Source organism: Dietzia sp. KRD202 (genome assembly GCF_017168155.1).
Lineage (GTDB): Bacteria > Actinomycetota > Actinomycetes > Mycobacteriales > Mycobacteriaceae > Dietzia > Dietzia kunjamensis.
Window position 1 is genome coordinate 48102 of record NZ_JABFAN010000011.1, and the last position, 14247, is coordinate 62348.

13 protein-coding genes are annotated in these 14247 nt (G+C 72.3%); 7 read left to right on the plus strand and 6 right to left on the minus strand.

From position 1 onward, the window contains the following. Window positions 1-22: 22 nt before the first annotated feature. Window positions 23-727 carry a Crp/Fnr family transcriptional regulator gene (locus tag J1M64_RS06945; protein ID WP_096906152.1) on the minus strand — a complete coding sequence of 235 codons (705 nt, stop codon included), beginning with the start codon at window positions 725-727 and terminating at the stop codon, window positions 23-25. Window positions 728-1051: 324 nt separating this feature from the next. On the opposite strand from J1M64_RS06945, the gene nth reads away from it, so the two are divergent. From nth to J1M64_RS06965, 4 genes are read left to right on the plus strand one after another with little or no spacing between them, the layout of a single operon-like run. Then, on the plus strand, window positions 1052-1843 hold the full coding sequence (gene nth / locus J1M64_RS06950) for an endonuclease III (RefSeq protein ID WP_206473694.1): 792 nt from the start codon (window positions 1052-1054) through the stop codon (window positions 1841-1843). Continuing rightward, complete coding sequence (locus J1M64_RS20180; protein ID WP_206473703.1) at window positions 1840-2508, plus strand: TlpA disulfide reductase family protein; 669 nt, start codon at window positions 1840-1842, stop codon at window positions 2506-2508. Before nth ends, J1M64_RS20180 begins: the two co-directional genes overlap by 4 nt. After that, on the plus strand, window positions 2505-3476 hold the full coding sequence (locus tag J1M64_RS06960; RefSeq protein ID WP_307872388.1) for a CoA pyrophosphatase: 972 nt from the start codon (window positions 2505-2507) through the stop codon (window positions 3474-3476). The genes J1M64_RS20180 and J1M64_RS06960 overlap by 4 nt, the downstream gene beginning before the upstream one ends. Then, the gene (locus J1M64_RS06965; protein ID WP_067711414.1) at window positions 3473-4672 is read left to right on the plus strand and encodes a MarP family serine protease; all 1200 of its coding nucleotides are present in this window, start codon (window positions 3473-3475) and stop codon (window positions 4670-4672) included. Before J1M64_RS06960 ends, J1M64_RS06965 begins: the two co-directional genes overlap by 4 nt. A 40-nt stretch (window positions 4673-4712) precedes the next feature. On the opposite strand, the gene J1M64_RS06970 is transcribed toward J1M64_RS06965, so the two are convergent. From J1M64_RS06970 to J1M64_RS06985, 4 genes are all read right to left on the minus strand, one after another. Next, the gene (locus tag J1M64_RS06970; RefSeq protein ID WP_120285186.1) at window positions 4713-5582 is read right to left on the minus strand and encodes an alpha/beta hydrolase; all 870 of its coding nucleotides are present in this window, start codon (window positions 5580-5582) and stop codon (window positions 4713-4715) included. Between the two features lie 95 nt (window positions 5583-5677). Next, window positions 5678-6193 (minus strand): phage holin family protein, encoded by a 516-nt coding sequence (locus J1M64_RS06975; RefSeq protein ID WP_067711418.1) that lies wholly within the window; start codon window positions 6191-6193, stop codon window positions 5678-5680. 80 nt (window positions 6194-6273) lie between these two features. Beyond that, the gene (acs, locus tag J1M64_RS06980) at window positions 6274-8241 is read right to left on the minus strand and encodes an acetate--CoA ligase (RefSeq protein ID WP_206473705.1); all 1968 of its coding nucleotides are present in this window, start codon (window positions 8239-8241) and stop codon (window positions 6274-6276) included. A gap of 155 nt (window positions 8242-8396) precedes the next feature. Further along, entirely contained in the window at window positions 8397-9224 is an 828-nt protein-coding gene (locus J1M64_RS06985) for a PRC-barrel domain-containing protein (protein WP_206473708.1), read from the minus strand. Between the two features lie 143 nt (window positions 9225-9367). Here J1M64_RS06985 and J1M64_RS06990 point away from each other — a divergent pair, with 143 nt between their 5' ends. Further along, window positions 9368-10126, plus strand: coding sequence for an oxidoreductase (locus tag J1M64_RS06990; protein ID WP_206473710.1), 759 nt, complete (start codon window positions 9368-9370; stop codon window positions 10124-10126). 462 nt (window positions 10127-10588) lie between these two features. On the opposite strand, the gene J1M64_RS06995 is transcribed toward J1M64_RS06990, so the two are convergent. Next, window positions 10589-11422, minus strand: a complete 834-nt coding sequence (locus J1M64_RS06995; RefSeq protein ID WP_206473712.1) for an HAD family phosphatase — start codon at window positions 11420-11422, stop codon at window positions 10589-10591. Between the two features lie 637 nt (window positions 11423-12059). Here J1M64_RS06995 and J1M64_RS07000 point away from each other — a divergent pair. Together J1M64_RS07000 and J1M64_RS07005 are read left to right on the plus strand one after the other, a co-directional pair. Further along, window positions 12060-13073, plus strand: coding sequence for a chromosome partitioning protein (locus J1M64_RS07000; protein WP_206473714.1), 1014 nt, complete (start codon window positions 12060-12062; stop codon window positions 13071-13073). Beyond that, window positions 13063-14247 carry a TadA family conjugal transfer-associated ATPase gene (locus J1M64_RS07005; RefSeq protein ID WP_206473716.1) on the plus strand — a complete coding sequence of 395 codons (1185 nt, stop codon included), beginning with the start codon at window positions 13063-13065 and terminating at the stop codon, window positions 14245-14247. Before J1M64_RS07000 ends, J1M64_RS07005 begins: the two co-directional genes overlap by 11 nt.

Below are 14247 nucleotides of genomic sequence, written 5' to 3' on the forward strand. Positions count from 1 at the left end.
GGCCGGGGCTGGGGCCGGGGCGTCAGCGGGCGCGGCGGGCCAGCCGCTCGGTGTCGGAGATGATGACGCTCTTGCCCTCGAGCCGCAGCCAGCCGCGGTGCGCGAACTCGGCCAGCGCCTTGTTCACCGTCTCGCGGGAGGCGCCGACGAGCTGGGCGATCTCCTCCTGCGTGAGGTCGTGCGTCACGCGGATGTTGCCGCCCTCCTGCGTGCCGAAGCGCTGCGCGAGCTGCAGCAGGGCCTTGGCCACGCGGCCGGGCACGTCGGTGAAGATGAGGTCGGCGAGGTTGTTGTTGGTGCGGCGCAGGCGGCGGGCCAGCACGCGCAGCAGCTGGTCGGAGATCTCCGGACGCTCGGCGATCCAGCGCTTGAGGGCCGAGCGGTCCATGGCCTGCACGGACACGTCGGTGACACACACGGCCGACGAGGTACGCGGGCCGGGGTCGAAGATGGAGAGCTCGCCGAACATGTCGGACGGCCCGAGGATGGAGAGCAGGTTCTCGCGACCGTCGGGGGCCTTCCGGGAGAGCTTCACCTTGCCGGAGGTGACGATGTACAGGCTGTCGCCCTGCTCGCCCTCGCGGATGATCACGTCACCCTTCGAGTACTCCTCGCTGGTCAGGTCGGAACGCAGGGCGGAGACCGCTGCCGGCTCCACACCCTGGAAGATTCCGGCTCTGGTGAGGACGTCGTCGGCAGACTGGTCCGTGCGGCGATCAATCGTCACAGTCTGTGACCCTCCGTTCGGGCGCGGACATGCGTGTCCGTGCCATGGCGTGCGTGTGGCGAAAACCACTGTAGTCGTAAGCGCGTCGGAGGTGGTGGCGACGCGCGATCAGCGGGATGGTTCAGACGTCGATCTGTTCGGGTTCGTCGAGGATCGCATTCTCGAAACGGTCCATGAGTAGTGCGAATCCGGCTAGGAGGACCGGCACCAGGACGACGAGGATTCCCTGCATCTGTCCGATTATCCACCCCCGGACCGCGGGACGCACACGCACCCGGGGCGGCGGTTCCGCGCCGTCGGGGCGCCGAGCCGTAATGTGGACTCATGCCCGACCCAGCTCCTGCCGTGAAGCGCCGCAGCCGAGGGGTGGCCGCGAGGGGGGCGGAGACCGACCTCGGGCGCACCCGGCGCGCGAGACGCATGCTCCGTCGCCTCGAGGAGGCGTTCCCGCACGTCTACTGCGAGCTCGACTTCACCGATCCGCTCGAGCTGAGCGTGGCGACGATTCTGTCCGCACAGTGCACGGACAAGCGGGTCAACGAGGTCACGCCGGCACTGTTCGCGCGCTACCGGACCGCCGCCGACTACGCGGGGGCGGACCGTGAGGAGCTGGAGGAGTTCATCCGGCCGACGGGTTTCTACCGCAACAAGGCGCGGAGCATCCAGGGCCTGGGCGCGGCGCTCGTGGAGAGGTACGACGGCGAGGTGCCGCAGCGGCTCGAGGACCTGGTCACCCTCCCGGGATTCGGACGGAAGACGGCCAACGTGGTGTTGGGCAACGCATTCGGGATCCCGGGCCTGCCGGTCGACACCCACTTCATCCGGTTGGTGAACCGCTGGAAGTGGACTGAGGCCACGGACGCCGTCCGCATCGAGCGCGAGGTGTCGCGCATGCTGCCGCGGGCCTCCTGGACCGACGCGAGCCACCGGATCATCTTCCACGGTCGCCGGGTGTGCCACGCCCGGACCGCGGCCTGTGGGGCGTGTGTGCTGGCCGACGACTGCCCGTCCGCGGGCGAGGCCGGCCCGCTCGACCCGGTCGCCGCCGCCCGCCTCGTGGCGGGACCCGAGCGCGACCACCTGCTGGAACTGGTCGGACTGGGGGACCACGCGTGAGCGCCTCAGCCCGGTGGTCGCTGGTCGCTCTCGTGGCGATGATCGGCGTCGTCGTCGCACTTCTCTCCACGTTCGGTGACACCGACGACGGGTCCGGCGACCCGACCGCCGCCCCCACCGCACCTCCCGTGGGCGCCCCGCCCGCGGACGAGCCGCGCACCGTCGTGGACCCCGCGGTCCGCGCCGAGGCCGGGCTCCCCGCCTGCCGCGACAGCGCCGTGCCCGCCACCACCACCGGCCCCGTCGCCGGACTGATGGTGCGCTGCATGGGCGACGGCTCCACCACCACGCTCGGCAAGATCCAGGCCGGCACGCCCATGGTGGTCAACATGTGGGCCTACTGGTGCGAACCGTGCCGCCGTGAGCTGCCCGCCATCCGTGACGCGCAGGCCACCCTCGGGGACAAGGTGAAGGTGGTGCTCTCGCACACCGACCCGTCCGAGACCAAGGGGTTCGACACCCTCGCCGCGCTTGGCATCGAGGACCTGATCTCGGTCTCGGACCAGGACGAGGAGCTGCCGACCGTGCTCGGCGCGCCTCCCGTCCTGCCCCTGACGCTGTTCGTCCGCGCCGACGGGACGATCGCGCACGTGCTGGTCGAACCCATGGACAGCGAGCAGGACGTGCTGGACGCCGTCGCCGAACACCTGGGAGTGACCGCGTGAGCAACCCCGCGAACGGGCCCGTGCCCCGGCCCGGCGACGTCACCGGCGTCCCGCACCCCGCTTGGATGGACCCCCTCATGACGGCGTGCACCGACGGCAGCTTCGACGGGTTGCTGCCGAGACGGCGTCCGCCCGAGGACCGCGGTCCCAACGAGGTCGGCCGGCCGCACCGCGACGCCGCCGTCCTGGTGCTGTTCTCCGGCTCGGAGGACGCGCCCGGCCCCCAGCCGCCCAGCGATGCCCGCGTCCTGCTCACCCACCGGGCCCCCACGCTGCGCAGCCACTCGGGTCAGATCTCGTTCCCCGGCGGCGGCGTCGACGACACGGACAGCGGCCCGGTGGAGGCCGCACTGCGTGAGGCGTGGGAGGAGACCGGCCTCGACCCCGACGGGGTGGACGTGCTCGCGGTGCTCCCCGAGCTGTACATCCCGGTCTCGAACTACTCCGTCGCACCGGTGCTCGGATACTGGCGGGAGCCGATGGAGGTCGACGTCGTGGACCCGGGGGAGACCGCGCGCGTGATGACCGTGCCGGTCGACGAGCTGCTCGATCCCGCCAACCGGTTCCTGCTCCGGCACACCACCGGGTGGACCGGCCCGGCGTTCCAGCACGACGACCTCGTCGTGTGGGGCTTCACCGCCGGCATCCTCGCCGCGATGTTCCACTCCGCCGGATGGGACCTGGACTGGGACACGTCCGACATCCGGGACCTCGAGAAGACCCTGGCCGCGTCCGCGAACGGGGAGCAGCACCGCATGTCGGCCGAGGAGGCCCGCCGCGAATCCGCGGACCCACTGGCCGATCGCACCGTCGCCGGCGTCCCCGGGCTGAGCGCGCGCGCCGCCGCCAGCGCCGTTGCCGGTGCCACGGCCGCCGACGGCGAGCTGGCCGGGGACGGCGAGCAGCCCGCCGACGGCGAGGAGTCGCTCGACCTGCCCGCGGACAATCCTCGGAGGGGGTACCGGTGACGGGCTCGCAATGGCTCGACCTTGCACTGTTCGCACTCGCCGCGGCCGCGGCGATCTCGGGCTGGATCAACGGGGCCGCCGCGTCGGGCTTCGCGTTGCTCGGGGTGGGCATCGGCGCGACCTCCGGCCTGCTGGTGGCCCCGCACCTCGTGCGGGAGATCGACTCGCCGTTCGGCAGGCTGTCCGCGGGGCTGGCGATCATCGCGGTGATGGTGATCATCGGGCAGGTCGCCGGCGTCACGATCGGCCGCGCCGCCAGGCGCTACATCGCCGGATCCGGTGCACGACTCCTCGACAGCACGGTGGGCGCCGTCCTCCAGTCCGCTGCCATGCTGCTCGTGGCCTGGCTGGTCGCGGTGCCCATCGCCGCGCAGGAGGGACCCGGGCTGGGCAAGGCGGTGCGGGGGTCGTCCGTGCTGGCCAAGATCGACGACGTCGCCCCCGAACAGCTGCAACGGATCCCCGCGACGTTCACCTCGGTCCTCGGCACCACCGGATTCCCGGACATCCTCGGACCGTTCGGCACCACCCCGATGCAGGAGGTCCCACCGCCCGATCCGGTCCTCGCAGGCTCCGAGGTGGTGGCCCGCGTACAGCCGTCCGTGCTGAAGATCCGCGGCCGGGCAGAGTCCTGCAGCCGCGCGCTGGAGGGGTCGGGGTTCGTGGCCGCACCGGGGCTCGTGATGACCAACGCACACGTCGTGGCGGGCACCGAGTCGGCGACCGTGGTGTCCGGTGATGACGAGCTGGACGCCGAGGTGGTGGTCTACGACCCCCGCGTGGATATCGCGGTGCTGCGCGTGGACGGGCTGGACGCTCCGGTTCTTCCCTTCGCCGAGAACCGTGCCCGCACCGGCGACGACGCGATCGTCGTTGGCTACCCGGGCAACGGGCCCTACCGTCCGGACGCGGCGCGGATCCGCGAGCGTGTGACCCTGCGCGGCCCGGACATCTACCGCGAGCAGACCGTCGAGCGCGAGGTGTACATCCTGCGGGGCTCCGTTCGCGAGGGCAATTCCGGCGGACCGCTGGTCACCCCGCAGGGGCAGGTCGCCGGCGTGGTGTTCGGCGCCGCGATGGACGCCGCGGACACCGGGTACGCGCTGACCGTGGAGCAGGTGCTGCCGCAGCTCCAGCTCGCGGTCGATGCGCAGGAGTCGGTCTCGACGGGGCGGTGCGTGGGGCTGCCCAGCTGATCACCGCGGGGCCCGGTCGGCGGGTCGGAGTCCCGGCGGCTCAGAGCGGGGTGACGCGCCGCGCGAAGTCCACGATCAGCCGGGACGTGGCGTCCGGGGCCTCCATCGCGGGATAGTGCCCGGCCCCCGGGACCAGTTCGGTGGTGAAGTCGCGCGCCCACGCCGAGGACGCGCGGACGGTAGCCGGCAGGATGAACCTGTCCTCGGTCCCACTGATCCCCAGCACGGGCTGCGGCAGGACGCCCGAGACCGCGCGGCGGAAGTCGCGACCGTCCGGACGGAACTGGCTCCGCACCATCCAGCGGCGGCTCTCCAGGGTCAGGTGCGCGACCTTCGGGATGAGCATGGACCGCCTGAGCAGGTCGGCGGATTCGCGGAAGTCCTCCGTGTCGGGCCACGTGGGCCCGGATCGACTGCGGAGCATCTCCTCGACCACTGCGGCGCCGTCGCGGGTGAGGTGCCGCTCGGGCAATCGCGGCGCCTGGTCCGCGAGCAGGCGAGGCACCAGCGCACGACGTTGGGAGCGGTCGAGCAGTGCGGCGCGCCGGGTGGCGACCGGGTGGGGAGAGCCGACGACGACGAGGCCCCGCACCGCGCGTGGCCGGCGGTAGGCGGCGGTCCATGCGATGAATCCGCCCTCGCCCTGGCCGACGACCACCGCCGAGGAGTGACCGAGGGCCCGGATGAGGTTGGTCATGTCCGCGGCCAGGGTCCACCCGTCGTAACCGCGCGGCGGCTTGTCCGAGTCGCCGTGGCCCCGGAGATCGACGGCAACGGCATGGAACCCGGCGTCGGCCAGCGCGAGCATGGGCGCCCGCATCGTCCACCAGATTCCACTGAGACCGTGGATCAGGAGGACCAGAGGGGGGAGTCGGCCCGGCGGGGTGTCGGCCGGCAGCGCCTCGGCGATGTGCAGGCGGATGCCGTTGGCCGAGACGTCACGATGCCGCCACGACCCGTCGATCCTGACGATCGACGGGTCGGGCGGCCGGTGAGCGGGAGTTCTCAGGATTTCGACGCGGGCAAGGGCGTCTCGGTGACACGCACCGTGCCGGGCCGGGGCTCGTTGCCCTTGGGCATGGCCAGCTTCAGGTCCGACACCGAGTCGATGGTGCGCTGCGGCTTCCGGATCTTCTTGACCTTGCGGTAGCCGAGTAGCCCGAACACCGCCGCGAGCAGGACCAGGACGACGAACACGATGAGGAAGCCCATCCAGTCCCAGGTCTTGGTGCCGAACCACATCGAGATGAGCTTGGCCCACATGAACACGAACGGGAAGAAGGACATCAGCAGCAGGACGAGGGCCGCGACGAAGAAGCCGGACCCGGTCGCGGCCTTCTTCACCTGCTCGGTGACCTCGGTCTTCGCCAGTTCGATCTCGGCACGGACCAGTGTCGACACCTGCGTCGTGGCGTTCTTGACCAGGGTGCCGATACTGGCGTCGCCACGGCCGATCGAGTCAGCGTCATGCAGGGGGATCGAGGCCTCGGTCGGCTTGTGCGTTCCCTGGGCGTGGCTCACGGTTGTTCCTCCATAGTCCGGCGACGGATGCACCGTCGTCCATCGTGCCACGTCACGTGGCGGTGTTCACCCGCTACCCGTCAGCCGCGCGTGCCCTTCTCGCGGATCTGGTCCATGATCGTCGGATCCGACAGGGTCGAGGTGTCGCCGCCGTCGCGGCCCTCGGCCATGTCCTTGAGCAGGCGACGCATGATCTTGCCGGACCGCGTCTTGGGCAGCTCGGGCACGATCGTGATGTCGCGGGGCTTGGCGATCGGGGAGATCTCCCGCGACACCTCGGCCCGCAGCTCGTCGATGAGCTTCTGACGATCCTCCTCGGCGTCCACGTTGCCCCGCAGGATCACGTACGCGACGATCGCCTGGCCGGTGGTCTCGTCGTTGGCGCCGACGACCGCGGCCTCGGCGACCGCGCGGTGACCGACGAGGGCCGATTCGACCTCGGAGGTCGAGATGCGGTGACCGGAGATGTTCATGACGTCGTCGACGCGACCGAGCACCCACAGTGCGCCGTCTGCGTCCCACTTGGCGCCGTCACCGGCGAAGTAGTAGCCCTCCTCGGCGAACCGGGACCAGTAGGTGTCGCGATAGCGCTCCATGTCGCCCCAGATGCCGCGGAGCATGGCCGGCCACGGCTCGGTGATCACGAGGAAGCCCTGCTCGTCCGGAGCGACCTCCTTGGCGTCGCCGTCCACGATGGCGACCTCGATACCGGGCAGCGGCCGCATGGCGGAACCGGGCTTGGTCTCGGTGACGCCCGGGAGCGGGGAGATCATGATCGCGCCGGTCTCGGTCTGCCACCAGGTGTCGACGATGGGAGCCTTGCCGCCGCCGATGTTCTCGCGGTACCAGCGCCACGCCTCCGGGTTGATCGGCTCGCCGACCGAACCGAGCAGGCGGATCGAGGACAGGTCGTGCGCGGCCGGGATCTCGTTGCCCCACTTCATGAACGTCCGGATCAGGGTCGGCGCGGAGTAGTAGATGGTGACGCCGTACTTCTCGATGATCTGGAAGTGACGGTGCTCGTCGGGCGAGTTCGGGGTTCCCTCGTAGACGATGCACTCGGCGCCGTTGGCCAGCGGGGCGTACACGCCGTAGGTGTGGCCCGTGACCCAGCCGACGTCCGCCGTGCACCAGTAGACGTCCTCGCCGGGCTTGTGGTCGAAGACGTTGTGGTGGGTGTACGCGGACTGGGTGAGGTACCCGCCCGAGGTGTGGACGATGCCCTTGGGCTTGCCGGTCGTGCCGGAGGTGTAGAGCAGGAACAGCGGGTGCTCCGAGTCGAAAGCCTCCGGCGTGTGCTCGGTGGACTGCTCGGACATCGCCTCGTCCCACCAGACGTCACGGCCGTCGGTCCAGTCCACATCGAGACCGGTCCGGCGGACCACGAGCACGTTCTGCACGGACTCGGCGTCGCCGTCGGCATCGACGCCGTTTCCGGAGAGCGCGTCGTCGACTCCCGCCTTCAGCGGTGCGGGCTTACCGCGCCGGAACTGTCCGTCGGCGGTGATGACGAGCTTGGCCTCCGCGTCGTCGATGCGGGAGCGCAGCGCGTTCGGCGAGAAACCGGCGAAGACCACGGAGTGGGTCAGGCCCAGGCGGGCACACGCGAGCATCGCGATGTAGACCTCGGGCAGCAGGGGCATGTAGATGGCCACGCGGTCGCCGGCGACGAGGCCGAGCGAGCTGAGGTAGTTGGCCGCCCGGCTGACCTCGTCCTTGAGTTCGGCGTAGGTGATGTCGCGGGCGTCGTCGCCGGGCTCGCCGATCCAGTGGATGGCCACCCGGTCGCCGTTGCCGGCCTCCACGTGGCGGTCGACGCAGTTGTAGGCCACGTTGAGCTTGCCGCCCACGAACCACTTGGCGACCGGGGCGTCGGACCAGTCCAGTACCTCGGTCCACTCGGTGTCCCAGTCGAGTCGGCGAGCCTGCTCCTCCCAGAAGGCGAGACGGTCGCTCGACGCGCTGTCGTAGAGGTCGGCCTGCGCATTGGCCTGCGCGGCGAAGTCGGGGTCGGGAGCGAAGGACTGGTCGTGCTCGGGAGCGGTCATCAGCGGCTCTCTCTCGGGATCAGATTTCACGGACGGCCGGGATCGTCACGGCGGAAGCGACCGGACCGATATGTGTGAGCGTAGTCACATGCGGCGCACCGTGTTCGGGATCCCGCCCGTCGGGGGGAGGTCGGGGGAGGCCTGCCCGATCCCGTTCACTCGCGAGGGGTGTTCTCGCCCTTCGTGGAGCCGCCGCCGGACGGTGGCCCGGCGGGTGTGGCGGGCCCCGGGCCGGAGGGCTTCGCGGGCTCCGGGGTGTCGGTCGACGAAGATGAGGCCGCGGAGCTCGTCGTCGTCGCCTTGTTCCCGCTCTCTGACGTCGCGCCCGCCGGTGCCGTGGTCCCGGTCGATGCGGGTGGGGTAGCCGGCCGGCGCGCCGCGCCGGTGCCCGGCGACGTGCCCGTTCCCTCTGCGCTGGCACCGACCGCGGCCCCGCCCCCGCTCGCCGGCGTGCCGCTGGTCGTCCGGGCGCTGTCCGCCTTGCCCGCACCCGCCGGCGTGTCCGTCTTGTCGGCGACGGCTGTCTTGCCGGTGCCCTCGGCCTTCCCGGCGCTCGGCGCCTTCCCGGCGCCTGCCGTCTCGCCCGCGCTCGGCTCCTTTCCGCCGCTCGGCGCCGACTCCACGGTCGCCGTCCCGGGCCCGGACGCGGCGGTTCCGCGAAGCCGCGTGGGGGTCTCGATGCCGTAGTACTCCAGCAACCTGGCCTCCTGCTCCGGCGTGAGGGCGTCCTCGGTGTTGTCGGGGCGCGGGGAATCGCGGATGACGGCGCGGGTGTGGTCGACATGGAGTTCGTCGTCGAGGAGTCGCGCGCCGTGGAGCGGGACGATCGCGTCGGCGGAGAAGATCCCGGTGGCGACGGTCGCGAACGTGGCCTTGCCGCTGGCATCGTCCACGTAGATCTGGCGCACGGCGCCAACCTTGGCCCCGGTCGAGTCGAAGGCGGTCGCGTCGAGCAGCGCGTCGAGCTGGTCCTTGAGATTCACGAGGGCCTCCGGGATCGAGGTGTAGGGGCTGAGCCGGGCGCGTGCCCCGACGGATTGGGCTGATTACACCAGCTCGACACCGGTTGAGGCAGCTGAAAATCACCTGTGTCGGCCGATTCGCGCCGGGTCGGTAACCTCGACCCGTGACCTCCACCGCCCCCGACCCGCTCGCCCCGCTCCTCGCCCTGCCCGGTGTGGCCGAGGCCGCGGACGCCGCCCGGGCCGCCCTCGCCTCGGTGCACCGACACCCCGCCAACCGCCGCGGATGGCCCACCACCGCCGCCGAATCGGTGTTGCGGGGTGCCCGCGCATCGGCCGGCGTCGAGGGCGCGTCCGTCCGCCTGGACACCGACGGCGAGCAGGACGAGGTGCTCTCGGCAGCGCTGCGCGTGGCCGGGGAACTGACGGGCGAGTCGCTCGACCGCGCCGTGTCGGTGTGGACCCGCTCGCCCCTCCAGGAACTCGCCCATCTGCACCTCCTCGCGGCGTCCGGGCCCGGGGTGGACCCGCAGGCACTCGGTCGGCCGCGCCCGGAGGAGGGAGTCGCCGAGCGTCTCCAGGGCCTCGCCGAGTTGGTCACCGGAGGCACCCGCGCGCCGGCGCCCGTCCTCGCCGCGGTCGTCCTCGGCGAACTCTCCGGCCTGCGACCGTTCGGGTCCGCGGACGGGATCGTCGCCCGGGCGGCGTTCCGCCTGGTCGGGGTGTCGACCGGGCTCGACCCCCATTGCCTGGGCGTGCCCGAGGTGACCTTCTATCGGGACCCGGAGGCACACGGGGCCGCCCTGCAGGGCTACATGAGCGGAACAGAGGAGGGCGTGACCGAATGGCTCCTCCATTGCTGTAGAGCCATGGAGGCGGGCGCGCGCGAGGCGACGTCGATCGCCGACGCAGCCGGGGGCTAAGCGGAGCGCGCCGGTGGCCGAACGGGCCGGGCGCGCGCGAATGGCGGGCCGACCGGAGTCGACCCGCCAATTCACTGCGGTCCATCGAGAGATCCGGGTACCAAGCGTCCTGTGGTCCGCCGTGTCGCCGGCCCGGGACAACCGTCGGTGACGGCTGGCGCGGACCCACGGCTGGTGTTGCCTCTCGGGCGTTATCCGTCGCGTGGGTTTCCGAATGTCGATGACGGTGAGGAGGGCGGGGGGCCGTGACTTCTCTTCCGTCCCGGTCCTGGCGTCTTCAACACCGTGCCCTGAGCATGCCGCCTGCGACCGGCCCGGGGCGATGGTGGGATCGCACAAGGAACACCGGAACTCGTAGGGGAGTCCGGCTATCGCCCGTGCCCGTCGCCGACGCCGATGATGAGGTGTTGGCGACGCACCGTACGGGTCCGCCCCATCGCCACGCGCACCCGATGGGCCGCGCTACCGCCCAGCGTGTCGCGCGGCCCGGACGAACGACACGGTGGCGGAACCCACGGCCAGGACGATGGCCGCCACCCCGACGATCGGCCCGGTCGCCCGTTCGAACGTGGGCAGCAGCGGAGTGGGGTTCTCGAACGTCAGGATCGGCCAGCCCCGCTCCAGCGCCTCGCGCCGCAGTGCGCGGTCGGGGTTGATGACCGTCGGGTGGCCGACCATGTCGAGCATGGGCAGGTCGGTGGAGGAGTCCGAGTAGGCGTAGCTCGCCTCGAGGTCGTAGCCGTAGCGCTCCGCGAACGCGCTGATCGCCTCCGCCTTGCCGGGGCCCTGGCAGTAGAACTCGATCGATCCGCCGTAGCGACCGTCGGCGTCCCGGTTCATCCGCGTTCCGGCGTAGTGGTCCACCCCGAGCATCCGGGCGATCGGCGCCACCAACTCCTCGCCCGAGGCGGACACGATCACCAGGTCGTGGCCCAGTGCGCGGTGCTCGGCGAGCAACTCCTGGGCCTCGGCGTACACGGTCGGGGAGACGGTCTCCTTGAGTCCCTCGGTGACGATCCGCTCGACCTGCTCGGGAGACCACCCCTTGGTGGCGGTCGCCATGGCCTGACGCACCTTCTGCATCTGCTCGTCGTCGGCGTCGGACAGGCTGAACGCCAGCTGCGTGTAGGCCAGATCGATCACCGACCGGCGGGACAGCAGTCCCTCGCCGAGGAACGACTTGTTGAACGCGAACACCGAGGAGGTCGCGATGATCGTCTTGTCCAGGTCGAAGAACGCAGCGACCCGACGAGGCCGGTGCGACATCCTGGGGCCCGGTGGGCGTGGGGCGGACACGCCCCAACGATACGGTTCTTGTGCTGGCCACGCAGATGGGCGATACTGACGGTGCCCGTGATGGGCATCCCCCTAAGGTGCTCAGTTCATCCCCCCGAGAACTGACACTTCTGAGAGACCGCGGCACCCCCTGCCGCGGTCTCTCGCATTTAGCGGGTCCCTCGGCCAGCCCGCCCTCTCGCTTCGGCGCCCTCTCTAACCCGCTTCCGCGTCGATTGTCGCCGCGCATCCGCGTTCCCGCGCATCCGCTCCTGCGCCGGGCGTCTCGCTCCCGCGGTTGCACACCACGGCCGTCGCCGCCCGCCGCCATGGCGTCTCGCCTGCGCAGCGGTCGGTGCGAGACGCCATGCCCGCGGGCGGCTGCGAACGGGCGGCTGTGAACGGTCAGCCGCTGCGGTCAGACGGCGGCGGTGGTCAGCCGGCGGCGGTGGTCTGGCGGCCGCTGGGGCGGACGCGCCGAGAGCGGGCCGGGCAGGCGACAGGCGACCCGCCGCGCGTCGAACCCCCCGCGCGGCGAACTCACCGCGCGGCGTAACCCGCGGCACGTTGTCCACAGCCCCGCCCCCCTCCACAGGCGGGCCGCCGTGGGCCTCCGCGGAGCGGTCGACGGGCGGGTGGGTGCGCGAGGCTGAGCCCCGTGAACACGACTACGAGAGCGCGGTCCGTCGCGGTGGACGTCGCCGACCCCGATCTGGACGCCGACGTGCGTGCCGTCCTGGCCGCACTCGCCCTGGACACGGACACCCGGGCCGGGAACCACTCCGAGGTGGTGGTCACCGATCGCGCGGACGCCGCCGTGAGTTCCGGTGGTTCACGCGTCGTGCGGGTGGGGTCTGACCGCGACCGGGGCGACGACGACGAGGTGGTCCGCCTGCCGTCCGGCACCGGCGATCTCGTGGGTGCGCTGCTCGCGCCGGTGCGTACGCGGTCGGGTCCGCTGATCGTGGTCGCCGGCGCGGTGGGCGGCTGCGGGGCCAGCACCCTCGCGGCGGCGCTGGCGGTTCGGGCTGCGCCGTCTCTCCGGACCCTGCTGGTCGAGGCGGACCCGCACGGCACCGGCGTCGATCTGGTGCTGGGCGTCGAGGAGCGGCCCGGGCTACGGGTCGAGGACGTGCGCGCCGACCTGGGCGGACCTGATCCGGAGGCCCTGTGGGGTGCGGTCCCCGAGGCCCTGCCCGGACTCGGCGTCCTGGCGCGGTCCAGGAGTGGACCGGTCGTGGCCGACCCTGTCCGCGCCCTCGACGGCGCCCCGGGAGCGGTGCAGGCCCACCGGTCGGCCGGGGGACTCGTGGTGAGCGATCGCGGTGGGCTCGCCGACGGCGGGCCGGTGTTCGCCGGTGCGGACCTCGTCGTCGTCGTCACCAGGGCCGACCTCCAGGGCGCTGTCGCCGCCGGGAACGCGGTGCGCGACCACCCGGGCGTGGTCCTGGTCATCAGGACCGGACGCGGCGACCCCCTGCACGCCGCCGACGTCGCCGACGTGGCCGGGGCGAGGAACTGGCACGTCCTGCCGGAGATCCGGGCGGTCCGCCGTGCGGCGGGCGCCGGTGAGCTGGCGGCCGCGCTCCATCGCGGACGGGCGGGCCGGGTGCGGCGACTGGCCGCGCTCGCCGACGCCCTGCTGGAGCAGGTGGACCGCGATGAACGGTGACGATCCGGTCGTGGTCGCACCGCCGGCCGACCTCGTCGACAGGGTGCGCGCGCGGCTCGCCGGCCTGGGCGTGGAGCCCGAGCCGGACGAGGTGGTCCGCGCGGTGCGGGCCGAGTCCGGGGTGCTGCACGGTCACCTCGACCTGCTGCGGACCGCGCGCTTGGTCCGCGAGCACCTGGCCGGGGCCGGGCCGCTCGAGGCGCTGCTGGCGAGCGCCGGGGTCACCGATGTCGTGGTCGACGGGCCGGGGCCGGCACTGGTGGACCGCGGGCGCGGCCTGGAGGAGACGGACGTCGTCGTACCCACCGAGGCCGAGCTGCGGGCGCTCGCGGTACGCCTTGCCGGGCGGGCGGGTCAGCGGCTCGACGACGCCCGACCCTGGGCCGACGGCGTGGTGCGCTCCCGTGACGGGATGGCGTGGCGACTGCACGCGGTGCTGCCGCCGGTGGCCGTGGACGGGACCTGCCTGTCGCTGCGTGTGTCGCGGCCGGCCCAGGTGACCTTCGACCGGCTGGTGGAGGCGGGGACGGTGCCCGCCGGTGCGGAGTCGCTGCTGCGCGGACTCGTCGACGCCCGGGTGGGCTACCTCGTGGTGGGCGGGACCGGTTCCGGCAAGACCACCATGCTCGCGGCGCTGTTGGGGCTGGTCCCGGCGACCGAGCGGCTGCTGTGCGTCGAGGATTCCCCCGAGCTGCGGCCCGCGCACCCGCACGTGGTGCGCCTGGTGGTGCGGCACGGGAACGTCGAGGGCGCCGGACAGGTGACCATGGCCGACCTGGTCCGGCAGGCACTGCGCATGCGACCGGACCGGATCGCGGTGGGGGAGGTGCGTGGCGGCGAGGTCGCCGACCTGCTGGCCGCGCTGAACACCGGCCACGACGGCAGCGCCGGCACCGTCCACGCCAACTCGCCCACGGAACTGCCCGCCCGGCTGGAGGCGCTCGGCGCGCTGGGCGGACTCGACAGGGCGGCCCTGTCCGCACAGGTCGCGGCGTCCCTGCGGGTGGTGGTGGGGATGCGCCGGCTGCCCGACGGGCGGCGGGGCGTCGACTCGATCGGGGTGGTGCGGCGCGAGGCGCACGGGATCGTCGTGGACCCGGCCTGGCGCGCCGACGGTGGGGCGGTTCCCGGCCGCGCGGGCCTGGACGCGGTGCTCGGGGCGAGGGTTTCATGA

Excerpts from the sequence above, each read along its gene's own strand:
- nth (WP_206473694.1), top strand. The coding sequence starts at position 1,052 with ATGCCCGACCCAGCTCCTGCCGTGAAGCGCCGCAGCCGAGGGGTGGCC.
- acs (WP_206473705.1), bottom strand. The coding sequence starts at position 8,241 with ATGACCGCTCCCGAGCACGACCAGTCCTTCGCTCCCGACCCCGACTTC.
- J1M64_RS07005 (WP_206473716.1), top strand. The coding sequence starts at position 13,063 with ATGAACGGTGACGATCCGGTCGTGGTCGCACCGCCGGCCGACCTCGTC.